Source organism: Parafilimonas sp. (assembly GCF_047606085.1).
In the GTDB taxonomy this organism is placed as follows: domain Bacteria; phylum Bacteroidota; class Bacteroidia; order Chitinophagales; family Chitinophagaceae; genus Parafilimonas.
In genome coordinates this window covers 18,120-36,354 of record NZ_JASGEX010000211.1, presented here as the reverse complement: position 1 = coordinate 36,354, position 18,235 = coordinate 18,120, and the positions used below count along the sequence as shown (strand labels likewise).

Below are 18,235 nucleotides of genomic sequence, written 5' to 3'. Positions count from 1 at the left end.
AATCAATTGCAATTTATGCAAAAAATCTGCATTTGGCTTCCGGCTTGCTTTCAAAAAAGCCAAAGCCTTACTAAAATGTTGAGGGTAATGAAATTGACTGCTTTTTTACTCACCATTTTTTTTGTACAGGCGCATGCTGTAGGCAATACGCAGCGTGTAACCATCACTGGTAAGGACCTTAAATTAAAACAGGTATTTTCGGCAGTTGAGAAACAAACAGGCTACGTGTTTCTTTCAAACAGGAAAACAATGGAAGTTGCAAAGCTTGTAACCGTTAAGGCTAAAGCAATGCCGTTGGAAAAATTTCTGAAAGAAATTTTTGCAGACCAGCCGCTGGATTACATGATTGAGGGAAAGACAATTGTGCTTTCTCAAAAGAAACAAGTCGTTCTTTCAGAAAATAAAACCGGGGATAGTGTGGCTGCAAAAGCGCTGGCCCAGTCTTCTCCTCCAATAAAAATAATTGTACAGGATGCCGCAACTAATAGTCCCTTACAAGGCGCATCGGTAATGAACAGCCGCACAAAAGCGGGAGGTTCAACAGATAATAACGGGATAATCAGCTTAGATGGTGTTGAAGGGGATGTTATTGAAATTTCTTATACAGGGTATGAAAAACAAAAAATAACAATAAAAGGCAATTCCGGAGAAGCATTGGTTATAAAATTAATGCCCTCTAAAAACGAACTTGACGAAACTGTTGTGGTTGCTTATGGAACCCAGAAGAAGGTTAATTTAACAGGTGCGGTTTCAAGCGTAAGTTCAAAAGATCTTGAATGGAAGCCGGTTGGGCAAACATCTCTTGCCTTGCAGGGAGCGGTACCAGGTCTCACCATCACAACAACATCAGGCCAGCCCGGATTCGACCAGGGAACTATTAATATTCGTGGTATTGGTACATTAAACGATAATAGTCCATTGGTTTTAGTGGATGGTGTGAGGTATGATGAAGGTTTAAGCCTGAATGATATTGATGCAAATGATATTGCATCAATATCAGTTCTTAAAGATGCTGCATCTGCCTCAATATATGGTGTTCGGGCTGCCAATGGGGTGATCCTTATTACCACGAAAAGAGGCCAAAGCGGCAAAGCACAAGTTTCATACACAAACTACTTTGGATGGCAGTCGCCTGCACGCCTTGCAAAATATGTAGGGGCTCAGAAGTTTATGGAAATGGCTAACCTTATGTATGAAAATTCCGGCAGCGGCGCTATTTATACGCAAGATCAAATAGATGCTTATAGCGACCCTGACAGAGATGTAAACATTTATCCTGATAATTACTGGTTAAAAGATATATTAACCGGCAACGGTTTTCAGCAGCAGCACAGCCTTTCTGTAAATGGAGGTTCCGACAAGGTAAAATACAGGTTTTCTACCAACTACTTTGACCAGAATGGCCTTGTGCAAAATATGGATTTTAAAAGGCTTACATTGCGTTTAAACACCGATATAAATGTGAGCGGCAAGCTTAGCTTTAATGCAGATATATCCGGTCGTTTTTCAGGTACACAGGAACCGCAAGGCACTGCCATAGGTGTTGACCAGGGATGGTATCAGTTTGGCCAGAGTGCAGTTGTGAATCCGCTTACGGTAAATAAGTATACGGATGGAACATGGGGAATTGTGCGTGGTGGCAATAACCCGATACGCCTGCAAACGGAAGGTGGTCAAAATCGTTATAATGAAAATTTATTTGGCGCTAATTTCAGGGCGGATTTTAAGCCTGTAAACGGATTAACGATCAGCGGAATTGCTTCCGGAAATTATAATGCATCCTATCATGGCTACCATACTGTTGCACTAAGTTATTATACTGACTATCCCAACAACACACAAACCAATACGTTCGGACAAAACCAGGTTGAAAAAATTTATACTGGTTACTCATTTCAAAATTATCAGGGGTTAGTACAATACGAAAAAAACCTGGGTAAGAATTATATAAAACTATTGGGTGGTTTTTCTAACCTGATGGAAAATACGAATTATTTATCCGGTTACCGAACAAGCCTGCCAAACAGTACATTAAACGAAATTAATGCAGGTGCTGCCGACGGGCAGCAAGCTACAGGATATTCAAGCGCCTATTCTCTTGTTTCAGCTTTTGGGCGATTGAATTACAGTTATAACGATAAATATCTTTTAGAAGCAAACATCCGCCGCGATGGCTCTTCCCGCTTTCCTGACGGCAACAAGTGGGGCTGGTTTCCTTCTGTTTCTGCAGGATGGAAAATTTCATCAGAAGATTTCTTCCAGAACGTAAATTTTATACAGGAGTTGAAATTAAGAGGTTCGTGGGGTAAATTAGGTAATGATGCCATTGGTAATTATCCTTACCAGTCAAGCTATACTCTGAACAGTTATCCGTTTGGAGGTTCACTTAACACTACAACCGGTCTTTCCGCTATTCCCAGCACCGGTTTAACATGGGAAACAACGAAGATGATTGACGGCGGCTTAGACATTGCCATGTTTAAAAAGTTCAACTTAACCTTTGATTATTATACCAAAAGCACTGATGATATACTGCTGCAGTTAAGAATACCTGAATCGGTGGGCCTTTCTGCCACCTATCAAAATGCCGGCAAGGTTAAAAATACAGGATGGGAACTAAGTGTAAATTACAATGATAACATTGGTAAAGATTTCAGATACACTGTTGGTGTTAACCTGGCTGATGTTAAGAACAAAATTGTTGATTTAAAGGGAACAGACTATTTAACTACAAATGATAATAACATAACTACTGCATACAAAGTTGGCGAACCCATAGGTGCTTATTACGGATACATAGTGGATGGCATTTTTCAAACACAGGACGAGGTGGATAAACATGCTGTTATATCATCCAATGTAGGCCCCGGAGATTTAATATACAGGGATATTGATGGTGACGGCAGCTTTACCGATGCAGATAAAGTTTATCTCGGCAGCAATATCCCCCGCTATACTTATGGCATCAACCTAAGTGCTTCCTATAAAGGCTTTGATTTAGGTGCCTTTTTACAGGGCGTTGGTAAAGTAACTATTAATACACTGGTGATAGAAAAAGCACCTACAAGCACCGATGGGAATTTTAAAACTGAACATGAGGACAGCTGGACACCAGGCAACACAGATGCTGCTTTTCCAAGGTTAGTAACCAGCCAGCAAAATTATCAGCCTTCTACATTTTGGGTGCAAAGCGGTGCTTACCTGCGCTTAAAAAGCGCCCAGATTGGTTACACTTTGCCTGACGCTTGGATAGGAAAATCCTTCATCACAAAGGCAAGAATATATGCAAGCGGCCAAAACCTGCTTACATTCTCGAAGCTTCCGCATGATATTGACCCGGAAGCACCGAACGACAGCAGATATTATCCGCAGGTTAAAATATTCACATTCGGTTTAAATATTAATTTTTAAATCTCTCAAAATCATGAACAAATTTTTTTCATTTATTATAGTTGGGCTGTGCTTTATTGCAGTAAGCTGTAAAAAAGAGCTGGATAAGCAACCAACAACAACTTTATCAAATACCACCTACTGGCAAACTGAGCAGGATGCGGTAAGTGCAGTAAATAACATTTATAGGTATCTGGGAGATGTAGATTATGAATCTTTTATATCCTGCGCTACAGACGACAGCTATTCTTGGTCGAACTGGCCAAACGACGTGCAGTATGTAGGCAATGGAAGCGCCACATCATCCACCAGTTACTTTGAACATTTCTGGAGCCATTTTTATACCATGATAGCAGCAGCCAATGATGTTACAGATAATATTGATAAAGTAAGCGATATATCAGCAGACATGCTTGCAAGGCTTAAAGGAGAGGCAAGATTTTTAAGGGCTTATGCTTATCAGCAATTAACAGGTATGTATGGTGATGTGCCGTTAATTACACACATTCAATCTACGGAGGAATTTAATGTGGCGAGAACATCAAAAGATTCGGTAGTGCAATTTATTATTAGCGAACTGGATGATATAGCTGATGATTTGCCATCTACCTACAGCTCATCTGACGAAGGCAGAATTACCAAAGGTGCAGCACTGGCCTTGAAGGCAAGAGTAGAGTTATATAATGATTCATGGGCTGATGCGGCAACAGACGCAAAAGCTGTAATGGATATGGGCGTTTACAGTATAGATGATGACTATCTGAGCCTTTTTAATGGCACTAATAAAACCAGCCCGGAGATTATTCTCTCTGCGCAGTATATAAAAAGCACCTATCCATCAGCACTTGCTACATGGATAGGCGGTCCCACACTTGGCGGATGGTCGCAGATTGTTCCTTTACAAAAGCTGGTAGATGCTTATGAATGCACAGATGGTAAAACCATAGGCGAATCACCTTTGTATGATGCCGATAATCCTTTTGATAACAGAGATCCGCGCCTTAAATTAACGATAGTTATACCAGGAACAGAAGTAAACGGTGAAACAATAGATATAACACAATCAACATCAATTGACGCTCTTGGAAACAACAACGCTTCGTTCTCTGGGTATTATTATAAAAAATATGTTCCTGCAGACATTAGCGGCGACTGGTATAACAACTCGTATAACGATATTGTTTTATTGCGCTATGCTGAAGTGCTGCTAACCTATGCAGAGGCTAAAGTGGAAGCAGGGGAAATAGATCAGAGTGTTTATGATGCCATTAATAAAGTAAGGCAGCGGTCAGGTGTTGATATGCCAGCCGTTACACAGATAACTGCCGGCGACCAAAGCAGCTTAAGGTCTTTAATCAGAAGAGAACGGCACGTAGAGTTCGCTGTGGAAGATAACCGCTTTTTCGACATCAGGAGATGGAAGATAGCTGAAGACGTGATGCCGGGGCCAGCTTATGGCATCTTAAATAACTTCAACTCATCAAGAGCCGATTATAACAGCCATGTTTTGGTGGAACAGCGAAACTTTAATACCAACAGAGATTATTTGTTCGCAATTCCAGCCAATGAATTGAGTATAAATACTGCTTTGGTGCAAAACTCAAATTGGTGAGCTCAGGGTTATCATTTCTATCTGTGAGCAATGTAGCCGGTTCAAATCATCTCTTTACGATTTTCAATTATTATGAATAAATGGGTTAATGCATTGAATAAAATGCAGGAGCTGATCAATTATAATTTAAGCTGCAAATGGCCTTAGTTATTTTAAAGTTATCAATAAGTGTAAAAGAAATTATGAATTTTAAAGGCCTGGCAAAGCTGGCTATACTGTTCTGTAAACCTGGCACAGCAGGCCACCTTCAAAGCGAGCAATATAAGAGGCAATAACCATCTTAAATATGGTACAAAGTTCCTGATGGACAATGACCGCTATTCTTACTGGGCAACAGACGACAGTGTTACAAACCCGGAACTGCTGATAGGCCTCCGCCAGCCAAAAACCTTTAATGTAATCCGGTTGAGGGAGAATATAAAACTTGGTCAGCGCATTGATAGTGTTAGGATAGATACTTATAAAGAGGGTAAATGGCAGCAAATAGCTGCAGCAACAAGCGTTGGCGCCATGCGGCTTATTCGCCTTTCCAATAATATAACAGCAGGCAGGTTGAGGCTAAGGGTATTCGTGCCGGTATGTATAGCCCTGAGTGATTTTGGGTTATTCAAAGAACCTGTACACGTTACAGCTCCGCTTATCAGCAGGGATAAAAATGGTTACGTAAGCATCACAACAGAGGCGCCTGTTTCCGGCATTCATTATACGGTTGATAGAATGGAAGTTCACCCGACAGGATACAGATAATAAACTGTCGAAACACTACGTTTCATAACTTAAATTGTCAATACATTAGCAACACACGATATTTCATTACCAGATGAAAGCTCTGCAAAACTTGCCGAAATAATCATAAGCCATTTTAAATCAAATTATGTAGAAGGAAAATTGCCGGAGGTTGTTAAATTCGAGGAAGCCGCAGAAAAATAAAGGATACTGCCGAAGAAGGTGCTGCTGTGATACTTGGTTTATATATTCCTAATGGTAAAAATCTTCTTTATTTAAGCAGAACATTAAGACCTTTTGACAAGCTGAGACTTGTCTATTATCTGTTTGACGAGGGCAAGCAGTGAAGAATATTTGGATGCCTTTAAAAAGAATTTAAAACAAGGAGCTTACGGCAAATACAGCAATTCATTTGTGGAGGTAGAAAGCCTTTGTTGCAATAAAAAATCTAAAGAAACTTCCTGGTTACGAGAAAAGGATTTTCTTCTTGACTGATGAGGATGCGAAAAGAATTTTTTTGATGTTCGAAAAATTACATGATAAAAAATTATAGAGGTTCGGGTACAGGCCTCGCAGTTGCCCGTAAAATAATGCATGCCCATAACGGGTTTATGTCTGCAGAAAGCGAACCGGGCAAATGCGCAGGCTTTCATTGCTGCTTCCCTGTAAATAAAGCAGCTTATAATAGCAAAAAACAATTTGTAAGAAAAATAATTTAATAGATTTTACGCGGGTTCCTTTCGCCTGGCCATCAACACCACAAAGAAGCTATTGGTGTTGCAAACGCAGAATCAACGGAAGGTTTTGCCCGTGATCGGGGGAGACTATGCTGAACAGGGGAGGATTAATATGATCGCCATTTTTTATTTCCGCTCCCGGAAAAGGGAGAATGGCTGCTAACGAAAATTCACCTGATATGGAGCTGGCTTAAGAAACAGCTTATTACTGATTGAACAGCGTGCAGTTAATAATGCGTTTAGCATCGTAGTCAGGTTCATTTATGCACAACTAGTGTTCGAATCCGAACGGTTTCGTAACATCGTAATTATTTAAATCATTGTTATACAATAGCTTTTAACTATGGCATAACCATTGACCCATGTCTGTTCATAAGAAAGATTTACAAGCGTGCTTCATCAAAACAATCAACTTTTATGTTCAAAAACTATTTCAAAACCACCTGGCGGTATCTCTGGAAAGACCGCCTGTTTACGTTGCTTAATTTAACAGGGCTTGCCAGCGGTCTCGCTTGTGCGCTGCTTATTTATTTGTGGACAAGCGATGAACTGCAGGTTGATAAATTCAATCAAAAGGATGACCGGTTGTATCAGGTAATGCAAAATATTCCTGATGATGCGGCGGGTATGCAAACCATTGAGCACACACAGGGCATACTGGCTTCATCACTGCAGCAGGACATGCCGGAAGTGGCTTATGCCGCAAGCGTTGTGCCTGCATCCTGGTTCACATCAAAAGGCATTTTATCCGTGGGCGATACACACATACGTTCTGATGAAGAATATGTGAGCAAGGACTTTTTCAACGTGTTTTCTGTTACATTAATTAATGGAAACAAGAATGAGTTATTGCCCGATGCCAATGCGGTTGTTATATCTGATGCACTGGCTGATAAACTGTTTCACGGCAATAAAGACATCATCGGTAAAACGATTGACTGGACCAACGAAGGCGCCGGCACAGACCTGAGTGGCAACTTCCATATTACCGGCGTTTTTAAATCATTGCCTTCCACCTCTTCCATAAAAAGCGATTTACTGTTTAACTATGAGTTGTTTTTAAAAAGCCGTCCCAATCTTTTAAAGTGGGGCAATAGCGATCCCAATACGTATGTGCTGCTAAAGCCAGGCAATGATGTTTCAAAATTCAACGAAAAGCTGAAAAATTATATCGCTCAAAAGCTCAATATACCAAAAAACAGTAAAGATTATGCAGATGCAAACACCCTGTTCGCCCAGCGCTTTTCAGATCGCTACCTGCACGGCAGTTACGAGAACGGTCAGGCTGCCGGCGGCCGCATGATGTATGTAAAACTCTTTAGCCTGATCGCACTTTTTATAATGCTGATTGCCTGCGTGAATTTTATGAACCTTTCTACGGCAAGGGCATCGCGCAGGCTGAAGGAAGTGGGAGTACGAAAAGTAATTGGCGCAACAAAAAAGAGCCTTGTGCTGCAATACCTCGGCGAGTCGGTTATCATGGCGTTCTTATCGCTTTTGTTCGCCGTTGTGCTCATGCTTATCATTCTTCCGCAGTTCAATCTAATCACGGGCAAGCAACTATCTTTGCATGTTGATGCATCACAAATTCTGGCTGTTCTTTCAGTAACGTTATTAACCGGGTTTATTGCAGGCAGTTATCCCGCGTTATATCTTTCCGGCTTTAATCCCATCACGGTATTGGCAGGTAAGCTGCCTTCGTCATTCAGCGAATTGCTGGTCAGAAAAGGTTTGGTTGTTTTCCAGTTTGCCATCTCTGTTGTTTTTATCATCAGTGTAATAGTGATTTATAACCAGATGAACCTGGTGCATACAAAGAACCTTGGCTACAGCCGTGATAATATCATTACCTTTAAAAAAGAAGGACAGTTAAAAACAAACATGCAGCCTTTTTTGGCTGAGGTAAGAAAGATTCCCGGTGTAGTGAACGCTTCCAGTTCGTTTGGCGATTTGCTGGGAAAGCATGGCACCACTACGGAGGTATTATGGAAGACAAAAAAGCCAGATGAACAGGTTGAATTCAGCGGTATGTATGTGGGTGATAACTGGATTGAAACCGCCGGCCTGCACATTATTGACGGACGTTCATTTGATGCAAAATTCGGTGCCGACAGCACGAACGTCATCTTCAACGAAGCGGCTGTAAAAGCCATGGGCATGACCAATCCGGTTGGTCAGCCGGTGATACTGTTTGGCAAGCGCAAAACCATTATCGGTGTGGTGAAGGATTTTAATTTTGAATCGTTATACCAGGATATCAAGCCTTGTTTTATCACCACTTTCCAGGATGGCTCCAACATACTGGTGAAGATAAAAAGGAACAATGAAGCGGTAACAATTACTAAGCTGCAAGACCTGTACAGGCAATATAATCCCGGTGTTCCGTTTGATTACAGTTTTTTAGATGCTGATTACAATGCGCTCTATGCTTCCGAGCAAAGAGTAGCGGTCTTATCAAAATATTTTGCCGGGCTTGCCATCCTTATTTCCTGTTTAGGCTTGTTTGGCTTAGCCACCTTTACCGCCAAAAGAAAACAAAAGGAAATCGGCATCCGGAAAGTAATGGGCGCTTCGGCGGCGAACATAACCGGTATGCTATCTGTGGAGTTTTTAAAGCTGGTTGCGATAGCCATACTCGTTGCATTTCCGGTATCGTGGTGGATGATGCACAACTGGCTGCAGGGTTTTGCCTACCGTGTAAGCATTTCGCCTCTTGTATTTTTTATTGCCGGGCTTTCTGTGTTGATGATTACATTAATCACTATCAGCTTTCAAAGCCTTCGGGCTGCGATTGCGAATCCTGTAAAAAGTTTGAGAACGGAGTAATGAATTTGAAAATGAGGAAGATTTTTTTTGCTACAAGCTACAGTACATGAAGTGAGCTTCGTTGTGTTACCCGCCTGTACTTCCGGTTCTTTATTTACCTTCAATGAATCCGGGTTTTAGACTGGCTCAGTCTCTGAGACTGAGCCAGTCTTTAAACAATGCTACTATGAAAATGCAGTACGAGTGAATGACACAGGGAACGATGCCATAAACCCCCAAGCCCGTAACATAAAAACGCTGCATTAAATTAATCAGACATCAATAAATCAAACATCAGAAATAAGATTTTATGCTTAAAACAAACCTCAAAATTGCGTGGCGGAATCTTTTAAAAGATAAACAGTTTACGCTGCTGAATATATTGGGTTTATCCGCCGGACTTGCCTGTGCCTTACTTATCTTTTTATGGGTAAGCGATGAGCTGAGCTACGATAAAATATTTGCGAACGACAACCGCCTGTACAAGCTGTTTGAAGAGAGAAGCAACAGCAATGGCGATGTTGCTTACACGGAAGAGTCGTCGGGCAAATTAAGCGATGCTGTGAAAGCTTCTGTGCCGGGTGTTGAATATGCAGCGGCTGTAGCGCCACCCGGTTGGTTTGCTCAAAACACGCTTTCGGCAAACAATAAGAATATCAAAGCCAGCGGACAGTATGCAGAGAAAGATTATTTCAATATTTTTTCTTTTCCGCTGCTTGATGGCAAACGTAATGATGCGCTTGCCCGTAACAGTTCCATCGTGTTGAGTGATGAGCTTGCGATGAAGCTGTTCGGCACTACCCATAATCTTATTGGTAAAGCTGTAAGCTTTGACCACGATACCACCTTCTTTGTATCAGGCGTATTCAAAAAAATGCCGGCAAATTCTTCGCAGCAGTTTGATTTTGTGCTGTCGTTTGATTATTTCAGAACCATAAAAGACTGGGTTACTTACTGGCGTAATACAGGCCCGTTAAACTATATGATGCTGAAGCCCGGGGCCGATATAAATGCTTTCAATAAAAACGTAAGAAACATCATCAATAAAAATTCAAATGATACGGCAACAAAAGTGGTTGCCATGAAGTTCTCTGATGTTTACCTGCACAACAATTACAACGGCAATGTGCAAAGCGGCGAACGAATAGAATATGTAAAGCTTTTTTCGCTGCTGGCTGTATTTATCATAGTAATTGCCTGCATCAATTTCATGAACCTTTCCACAGCCAAAGCAGCACGAAGGTTTAAAGAAGTGGGCATAAAAAAAGTGGTGGGTGCAGAAAGAGGTCAACTGGTATTTCAGTTTCTTACCGAATCATTCTTGCTTGTTATTGCCGCCATGTTGTTTGCCATTTTTACTGCAGCGTTGCTGCTGCCGGCATTTAATCAAATAACAGGGAAAAATATCTCGCTGCATATTACCTGGCAAATGATCGCTGCTATTCTTTGCATTGCCATCATCACAGGCTTTATTGCAGGCAGTTACCCGGCACTGTATATTTCAAAGTTTAATCCTTTATCTATTTTAAAAGGAAAGCTCAATACCTCCGCAGCAGAGCTGTTATCAAGAAAAGGGCTGGTTGTTTTTCAATTCACGTTATCTACTGTTCTGATTGTTGTTGTATCCATCATTTACCAGCAAATACAATTCATTCAGAACGCCGATCCCGGTTATAATAAAAACAATGTGCTGCGCATATCGGCAGAAGGAAATCTTGCCAAAAAACAAAATGCCTTTATTGCGGAGCTAAAGCAGATTCCAGGCGTTGCGGATGCCAGCGCTACCAACCATCGCATGGTGGGCCACAGCTTTGCAACCGGTTTGGATTGGCCGGGCAGGCCCGCAGATGACAACACCTATTTTGAGGGCTTTGAAACCGCTTATGATTTTGTAGAAACGATGGGCATGCATATAAAAGAAGGCAGGAGCTTTTCCAAAAACTTCGGCACAGATTCATCCGCCATTATTTTGAATGAAGCCGCCGCAAATGCAATGCACTTACAAAACCCTGTGGGAAAAATGGTGGTATATGCAGGCAAAAATTTGCAGGTAATAGGCGTGGTAAAAGATTTTCATTTTGAGTCCATGCACGCCGAAATAAAGCCTTCGTTTATAAGACTGGCGCCGCAGCTTAACACCATTGTTGCCAGCATTAAAAGCATTAACCAGCAGGCAACCATTAATGCTATACAACGCTTGTATCAAAGCTATAATCCCGGCTTTCCATTCACCTTTAATTTTTTGGATGAAGCTTATCAGCAGCAATATGAAAGCGAAACAAGAGTATCTGCTTTATCAAAATACTTTGCTGGTCTTGCCATCATCATTTCCTGTTTGGGTTTGTTTGGACTGGCTGCTTTCACTGCCCAAAAAAGAAGAAAGGAAATCGGGATACGGAAAGTCATTGGCGCATCAACTGCAGGTATTACAGCTATGTTGTCGAAAGACTTTGTCATACTTGTAAGCATATCTTTATTGATTGCATTCCCGGTATCGTGGTTGCTGATGCATAACTGGCTGCAAAGCTTTGCATATCGCATCTGTATAACTCCGCTGGTGTTTTTAATTACAGGCCTGGCGGTGTTGCTGATTACCATTTTCACCGTCAGCTTTCAAAGCATTAAAGCAGCGCTGGCAAATCCGGCGAAGAGTTTAAGAACTGAGTGACCTCATCCCCGGCCTTTTCCGTCCCCGTACATACGGGTGTTATTCAATTTGTTGCCCCCGGTTCTTTGTTAAGCTAACGTGAGTTCGATATAATCCCGAAGGGTTTTAATATAAATAGCCGGCGGTGAATCGGTACCAGTTCATTGAACCCCATCGGGGTTCAAGTACAACCCTGCCTTATTTTCCCCCGAATAAAATTCGGGGCTATTAAAATTTAATCCCTTTCAGGATTTTCCTGCCTGCAAATTTCTTCACTAAATCTTATATCGAACTCACGTTAAGCTATTAAAAACGCCGAAACATAAATTGTAAAAGTGTACATTGAATTTAGTACACAATATAAAACCAGCTTTTTAAAGCATAGCCATCAGCAGGGTTTTGCAGGCGTATCATTACGGTATGTTTGCCGGGTTGCAAATTGTATTTCCAAAACAGCTCGTTCCTGCGTGTGGTAAAATCTGTTGGCAGCCAGGCGGTTTCTGTTTTATTGCCATCAATGTATAAGTCTGCAATAAATATATGTTCAGGCAAAGCATCACTATTCTTTAATGCCTCGCCTGCAAGGCAAAAACCTGTTCCTTCAAAACTGAAGCTTATTTCTTTATCTATAGTTTGTTCAAATGGTATTTTATCTTTTGGGTGAATGTTTGCAAAACCCTGCTCAAGTTTTACGGCTTTTGGTTGCTGCACCGCAATTACCACTTTATCGCCGCTTATGCTTCCGCCATTTGCAGCAATGTTTTGCAGTGCCTGTTTTACACCAATATTATATACCTTATTAAGGGAAATATCCGTGTATTTAAAATTGATGTCTTCCGCACCATGCAAGCCGTTTTTCCAGCAGGCAGGAATTTTGTTATAGCCCAGTATTGTACCAAGTATGCCGCCAACAGATGAAGGGTTGCAATCGGCATCCTGCCCGCAACGTGTTGCTATTTCCAGCGACTTTGTAAAGTCGCCGTTGCCATACAGCAAACCTGTTACAACGTAAGCCGAGTTTATTTTTGCATCAATATTAAATGGCTCAAAAACACCCCCCGGGCATGCAACATCTTCTGCCCATTTCACCTGCAATGCATACCAGGTACGCTTCCAGTCGTTGGGAAATTGTTTATGCCATTGTATAACATCGCTTATGCATTTGTAGTAGGTGCTTTGAGCAGGTATCGTTTTCAATGCTTCGGATATAATTGTATCCACATCATCATACACAAAGGCCAGTGTGTACATGGCGCCAATAAAAACACCGCCATACCATCCATCGCCATAGTTCATAATATGGCCGATTTTATCGCTTATGGCTGAAGCGGTGTTGGGCATAGCAGGGCTCATTAATCCTGCATAATCACTTTCAATCTGGTAGTCTATATCGTCTGCATGAACATTGTTTTCCCAATAACCTGACGCCGGCGCCTTAATGCCATTGAGAATATTATAACGCGCAGCCTGATTGGCATGCCATAGTTTATAACCGGCGTGCGCAAAGGCGTTGGCAAATGAATCAACCGGCGCATGCAGGCCATATTTTTCAAACACGTCAACAAAGGTCAGGTCCATATACAGGTCATCGTACAAACCTGCATTGTTCAGCATGTTTTCTTTTATAAAAGATATATCCCAGTGCAAAGGCTGGTAATCCTGTATAAACGTGCCGTTATACCTGAATTCATATAAGCCGCCAAATGTTACGCCAATGGTTTGCCCGGCCCAGCCACCTTTTATCTTATCCTGCAATTGCAGCATGCTTAAAGTAATGGTTTGCTGTGCCATAAGCATATACGCAGCAATGGAAAAAAACAGCAGCAAAAAATACTTCTTCATAAAAACAATTTATGGTTGGTTAACGGTATGTTTACATTTATAAACCTGCAAAGTATCGTTGTTCATTCCAAATAAAACATACAAGTTATTTTTTGCGCTGACGGCCTGCAGGCTTCTCACACTGCCCCGTATATTCAAGCCGCTTTTATATTGTGGGAGATAAGTAAAACTATTCCTGCCATCGCCCAGTAAAGTTATGCCATGGTTAGCGCGATAATTACCAAATTTTATGCGTGTAAAAGAATTGTCGCCTGCCAGTATAAGGTCAGTATTGCCATCATCATTTACATCTGTTGCAGCCATGGCATATACCGGCGCATATTGCACCTGTATGGGTAATTCTTTTTGTGCAAAGGCTTTGCCCGCTTCATTCTGCAGCAAAACGGTTTGCATGGTTTGCGCTTTCAGCACCTGCGCATCTTTTAATTCTTCATTTGAAAATATATCACTGATGGTGGCATCGGCATAACTGCTGTAACTGGTGAAACGTTTTTTTAAATAAGGCAACTGGTCAGTCAGATCATCCCGGAAAGCTGCAGGATACGATTTGCCCTGTATAAAATAACAAAGTATGGGGTCAATGCTGCCGTTGTTATCAAAATCCTTATACATCAGTGTCATCGGTTCATCCGCGCTGACTTTAAACTGCGTGTTCAAACCAACATTGCCAATTACCATATCAGTGTAGCCATCATTATTAAAATCTGCCGTTATTATTTTATTCCACCAGCCGTTTGAAGCAAAATGTATGTATTGCTCTGAAGCATCGGTAAGCTTTCCCTTTTGGTTGATGAAAATTTTTATGGGCATCCATTCGCCTGCAATTACAAGGTCTGGCTGTTTGTCGTTATTAATATCAATGAAAGCCGCATCTGTAACCATGCCGGCATGCTGCAATGAAGAAGCAACGCTGTTTGTTGCATTTATAAAAACGCCCTTGCCATTATTTAAAAGCACAGCGCTTTCCGGCGTTAAAGGATATTTGCCCGGCACAACCCTTCCGCCAACAAAAATATCTGTATCCCCGTCATTGTCTATATCTGCTGCAGCAACCGTTCCTTTGGAAGCATATAATGCCGGCAAGGCTTTTATTGATTTGGTAAAATTCCCTTTACCATCATTCAGATACAACCTGTCCTGCAGCAACCTGTCCTGTTCATTAAATTCATAACCGCCAGACGCTGCATAAAGGTCTTTATCACCGTCTCCATCTGCATCAAAAAATATAGCGGCGGCATCTTCATGCATAGAATCTGCTGCAATGCTTTTTTCTTCTTTATACATAAACTTCCCATCGTTTGTTTGAAGGAAAAGATTTGCTTCATAACCTTTTGCACCGCCAATAAAAATATCTTCAAGCCCATCGCCGTTTACATCTGCTTTCGCTATGCATGGCCCGCTGCGCGAGCGGTAATCCGGCAATAAGCTTTGTACGGCAAAATCATTAAAATCGTTTTCTGTATGCATGTAAGAAAGCAATGCCTCTTTTGTGAAGATAACTGGCGAAACGGGCTTTGCATATAAGCTGTCGGCAACCGCATTTTTATATTGTAAAGAAACTGTTTGGCCGGTCTTTATGGCTGCAAGTTTTTGGCGCCTGCCATCAGCCCAGGTTATATTAATTGAATCAATCACATCATGCCTTCCGGTGCCAAAATTCAAAACATAATCAACCGATGACTGGTAACCACGTACCGGCATTTGCTGCTGGCAATAAACATCTTTATTGCAATACAGTATAACGGTAGCGTCTATGCCATTTATGTTTGTATTGTTGCCCTGCAACTTTATTTTTAAGAAATGGTTGCCTGCGGCTAATTTGTTTGCATTGTTGCGGTAAATGGTTGCAGGCGCATTTATGTTGCTGGTAACAAGGTCCATATCGCCATCGCCATCAAGGTCGGCATAAGCGGCGCCGGTTGCAACATGCGCATCATTTATGCCCCAATCGTTTACCTTGTTAGAAAATGAATCGTTGCCTTCGTTGCGAAAAATATAATCGGGCACAGCAAGCGACGGCATCTTATCCAGTATCTGCTGCAATGATGCTGTTGGCTCGCCATTTCTTTGCTGCATCATAATACCGGCACGGTACATTATCATATCCATGTCAGTATAATCTTTTTGATAACCATTGGTAATGAAAACATCTTTCAACCCGTCATTATCAAAATCGCAAAACAAACCAGCCCAGCTCCAATCCGTATTGGATAAGCCTGCCAACCGGCCTATCTCGCTGAAGGTGCCGTCGCCATTATTTTTATGCAGCATATTTCGGCTATACTGGTAATAAAAACCGTTTTTAAAAAGATCCTGGAACTTATCCCAGTTCTCAGCGCCATTATGTGTTTTTTGGTTATGGTTGTCTTCTGGCTGCATGTCCAGCGTAAGCAGGTCGGTAAAACCATCGTTGTTATAATCAGCCGCATCAGAGCCCATGGAATATAACGATGTTGCATCAAGCCGGTTGCGGGCATCTTCTTTAAAACTGCCATGCTGGTTTATGAACAGGTAATCCGCTTCATTAAAATCATTATCAACATACACATCTTCCCAGCCATCATTATCATAATCTGCCACCATTACATTTAAACCAAATGAAAACACGTTTGATGTAATGCCTGCTTCCTTACTAACATCTTTATAATGCCCTGCATCATTCCTGTATAATCTGCAGGCAAATGCGCTATTATATGCTGAACGGAGCGCAGCATCATTATATCCATCGTACGCATATTCTTTTAAGGAATGATTGGCTATAAAAACATCAAGATCGCCATCTTTGTCATAATCAAAAAAGGAAGCCTGTGTTGAATAACCTTCATCAGCCAGGCCATATTGCCGGGCGCTTTCAGTAAATGTCAGGTCTTTGTTGTTGATGAATAAAAGGTTTCTTCTTTTTGCAGGATTTATATCGCCGGAACGGCAAACATAAATATCAAGCCAGCCATCATTGTTTATATCAACCATTGTTGCGCCGGTGCACCAGCCCTGCATGGAAGCAACATTGCTTTTGGCAGTTATATCTTCAAATGAAAGGCCGCCTTTGTTTATATACAGCCTGTTTGCAACCATATTGCCTGTAAAGAACAGGTCGGGCAATCCATCATTATTTATATCGCCAACAGCAACGCCGCCACCGTTGTAGAAATAAGTATAGTTTAAAACATTGGCTGCTTCATTTTCTGTAAGCAGGTTCTCAAAATCAACGCCGGTGCGGCTTTCAGAAAGTATGGTAAAAAGTTTTTCGTTATTGTTTGTACAGCCGGCAAACAAAAAGCAGCCGGTTAATAAAACAATAATATAAACACCATTGATTTTGAAAATCATGAATGATACTTTGTGCTAAAGCCGTATATAAATTTTCTTTTTGTCCATCCATAAACCTGCAAGCCAGCAAATAAAAGTGAAGCTTACTGCAAACAATAAACAGCCAAAAGGGCCCGGCGCTATTATCTGGAATATGTTTTCGCTCAGCCAGTCAGCCAGTACCACATCTTTTGAAACATACAGCATAAAAAATGCACCAAGCAGGTTTGACAATACATAAATGAACAACGGGTTTTTGCCAAAGACAGTAAAGAAATAAACACCTGCTTTCCATTGTTTACATTCTATCAGGTAAAATAATAAACCCATAACGATTATATCAATACCGCTTGTATAGCATACATAGGAACTTGTCCATAATTTTTTATTGAAGGGAAAAACCGTGTTCCAGCACAAGCCGGTAAATATAAGCACCAGGCCGGCCATCAACAGTTTGGCAATGCATTCATACGTTGCGCCTTTGCGCACAATAAATGCACTTGTAAGATAACCTGTCAATACATTTACAACAGCGGGAATAGTGCTCAATAAACCTTCCGGGTCAAACGCGATCCCCTGCTCTTTATATATATGTTGTTCGCCTATCAATAACAAGTCAAGTTTGCGCACGGCATTGCCTTCAATAGTTAATTGTGCGCCTTTGTCGCCAAACAAAAACAGCAATGCCCAATACAAAAACAGCAATGCTGCTGAAAGGACAACCACCTTTCTCTGCGATGCATATTTAACAACAACCGCAGCAATAAAATAACACAGGGCGATACGCTGCAATACAGCCATGATGCGGGTTTCAGCCAACGGTTTACACCATATTTTCCCTGCGCCGTTCCAGCCAATAAACGGGTACCAGGCAAGCAGGTAACCGATAATAAATATCAGCAACGTGCGCTTTATTATTGTATGCCAAACCGCTTTTGAAGGCATTGTTTCAAATTTCCTGCCGGCAAATACCATTGCGTTGCCAACAGCAAAAAGAAAGGAAGGAAACACCAAATCGGTAAGCGTGCAGCCATTCCATCCGGCATGCATCATTTGCGCGAATGGCGTAGCGCCGCCGCCCTGCGTATTAACGATTATCATTAAGCACACGGTTATTCCCCTGAATACATCCAGCGTAACAAAACGCTGTGTTCTATTTTCTGCCAT

Annotated in this window: 8 protein-coding genes; 5 read left to right on the top strand and 3 right to left on the bottom strand. The window is 41.5% G+C overall.

The features are described from left to right. Positions 1-87: 87 nt before the first annotated feature. The 5 genes from QM629_RS18995 to QM629_RS18975 all read left to right on the top strand — a co-directional run bounded on the left by QM629_RS18995 (position 88) and on the right by QM629_RS18975 (position 11,938). Entirely contained in the window at positions 88-3,411 is a 3,324-nt protein-coding gene (locus QM629_RS18995; RefSeq protein WP_415161484.1) for a SusC/RagA family TonB-linked outer membrane protein, read from the top strand. Positions 3,412-3,424: 13 nt separating this feature from the next. Next, positions 3,425-5,002 carry a RagB/SusD family nutrient uptake outer membrane protein gene (locus tag QM629_RS18990; RefSeq protein WP_415161482.1) on the top strand — a complete coding sequence of 526 codons (1,578 nt, stop codon included), beginning with the start codon at positions 3,425-3,427 and terminating at the stop codon, positions 5,000-5,002. A 186-nt stretch (positions 5,003-5,188) separates the two neighbouring features. Then, entirely contained in the window at positions 5,189-5,749 is a 561-nt protein-coding gene (locus QM629_RS18985; RefSeq protein ID WP_415161497.1) for a discoidin domain-containing protein, read from the top strand. A 1,133-nt stretch (positions 5,750-6,882) separates the two neighbouring features. Beyond that, positions 6,883-9,291 carry an ABC transporter permease gene (locus QM629_RS18980; protein ID WP_415161481.1) on the top strand — a complete coding sequence of 803 codons (2,409 nt, stop codon included), beginning with the start codon at positions 6,883-6,885 and terminating at the stop codon, positions 9,289-9,291. A 289-nt stretch (positions 9,292-9,580) separates the two neighbouring features. Continuing rightward, positions 9,581-11,938 carry an ABC transporter permease gene (locus tag QM629_RS18975; RefSeq protein ID WP_415161480.1) on the top strand — a complete coding sequence of 786 codons (2,358 nt, stop codon included), beginning with the start codon at positions 9,581-9,583 and terminating at the stop codon, positions 11,936-11,938. A gap of 327 nt (positions 11,939-12,265) precedes the next feature. Here QM629_RS18975 and QM629_RS18970 read toward each other — a convergent pair whose 3' ends face one another. The 3 genes from QM629_RS18970 to QM629_RS18960 are packed head-to-tail and all read right to left on the bottom strand — an operon-like array spanning position 12,266 to position 18,235. Continuing rightward, complete coding sequence (locus QM629_RS18970) at positions 12,266-13,759, bottom strand: ADP-ribosylglycohydrolase family protein (RefSeq protein ID WP_415161479.1); 1,494 nt, start codon at positions 13,757-13,759, stop codon at positions 12,266-12,268. Positions 13,760-13,768: 9 nt separating this feature from the next. Continuing rightward, positions 13,769-17,089 carry a VCBS repeat-containing protein gene (locus QM629_RS18965; RefSeq protein ID WP_415161478.1) on the bottom strand — a complete coding sequence of 1,107 codons (3,321 nt, stop codon included), beginning with the start codon at positions 17,087-17,089 and terminating at the stop codon, positions 13,769-13,771. Positions 17,090-17,104: 15 nt separating this feature from the next. After that, positions 17,105-18,235, bottom strand: a complete 1,131-nt coding sequence (locus QM629_RS18960) for an acyltransferase family protein (RefSeq protein ID WP_415161477.1) — start codon at positions 18,233-18,235, stop codon at positions 17,105-17,107.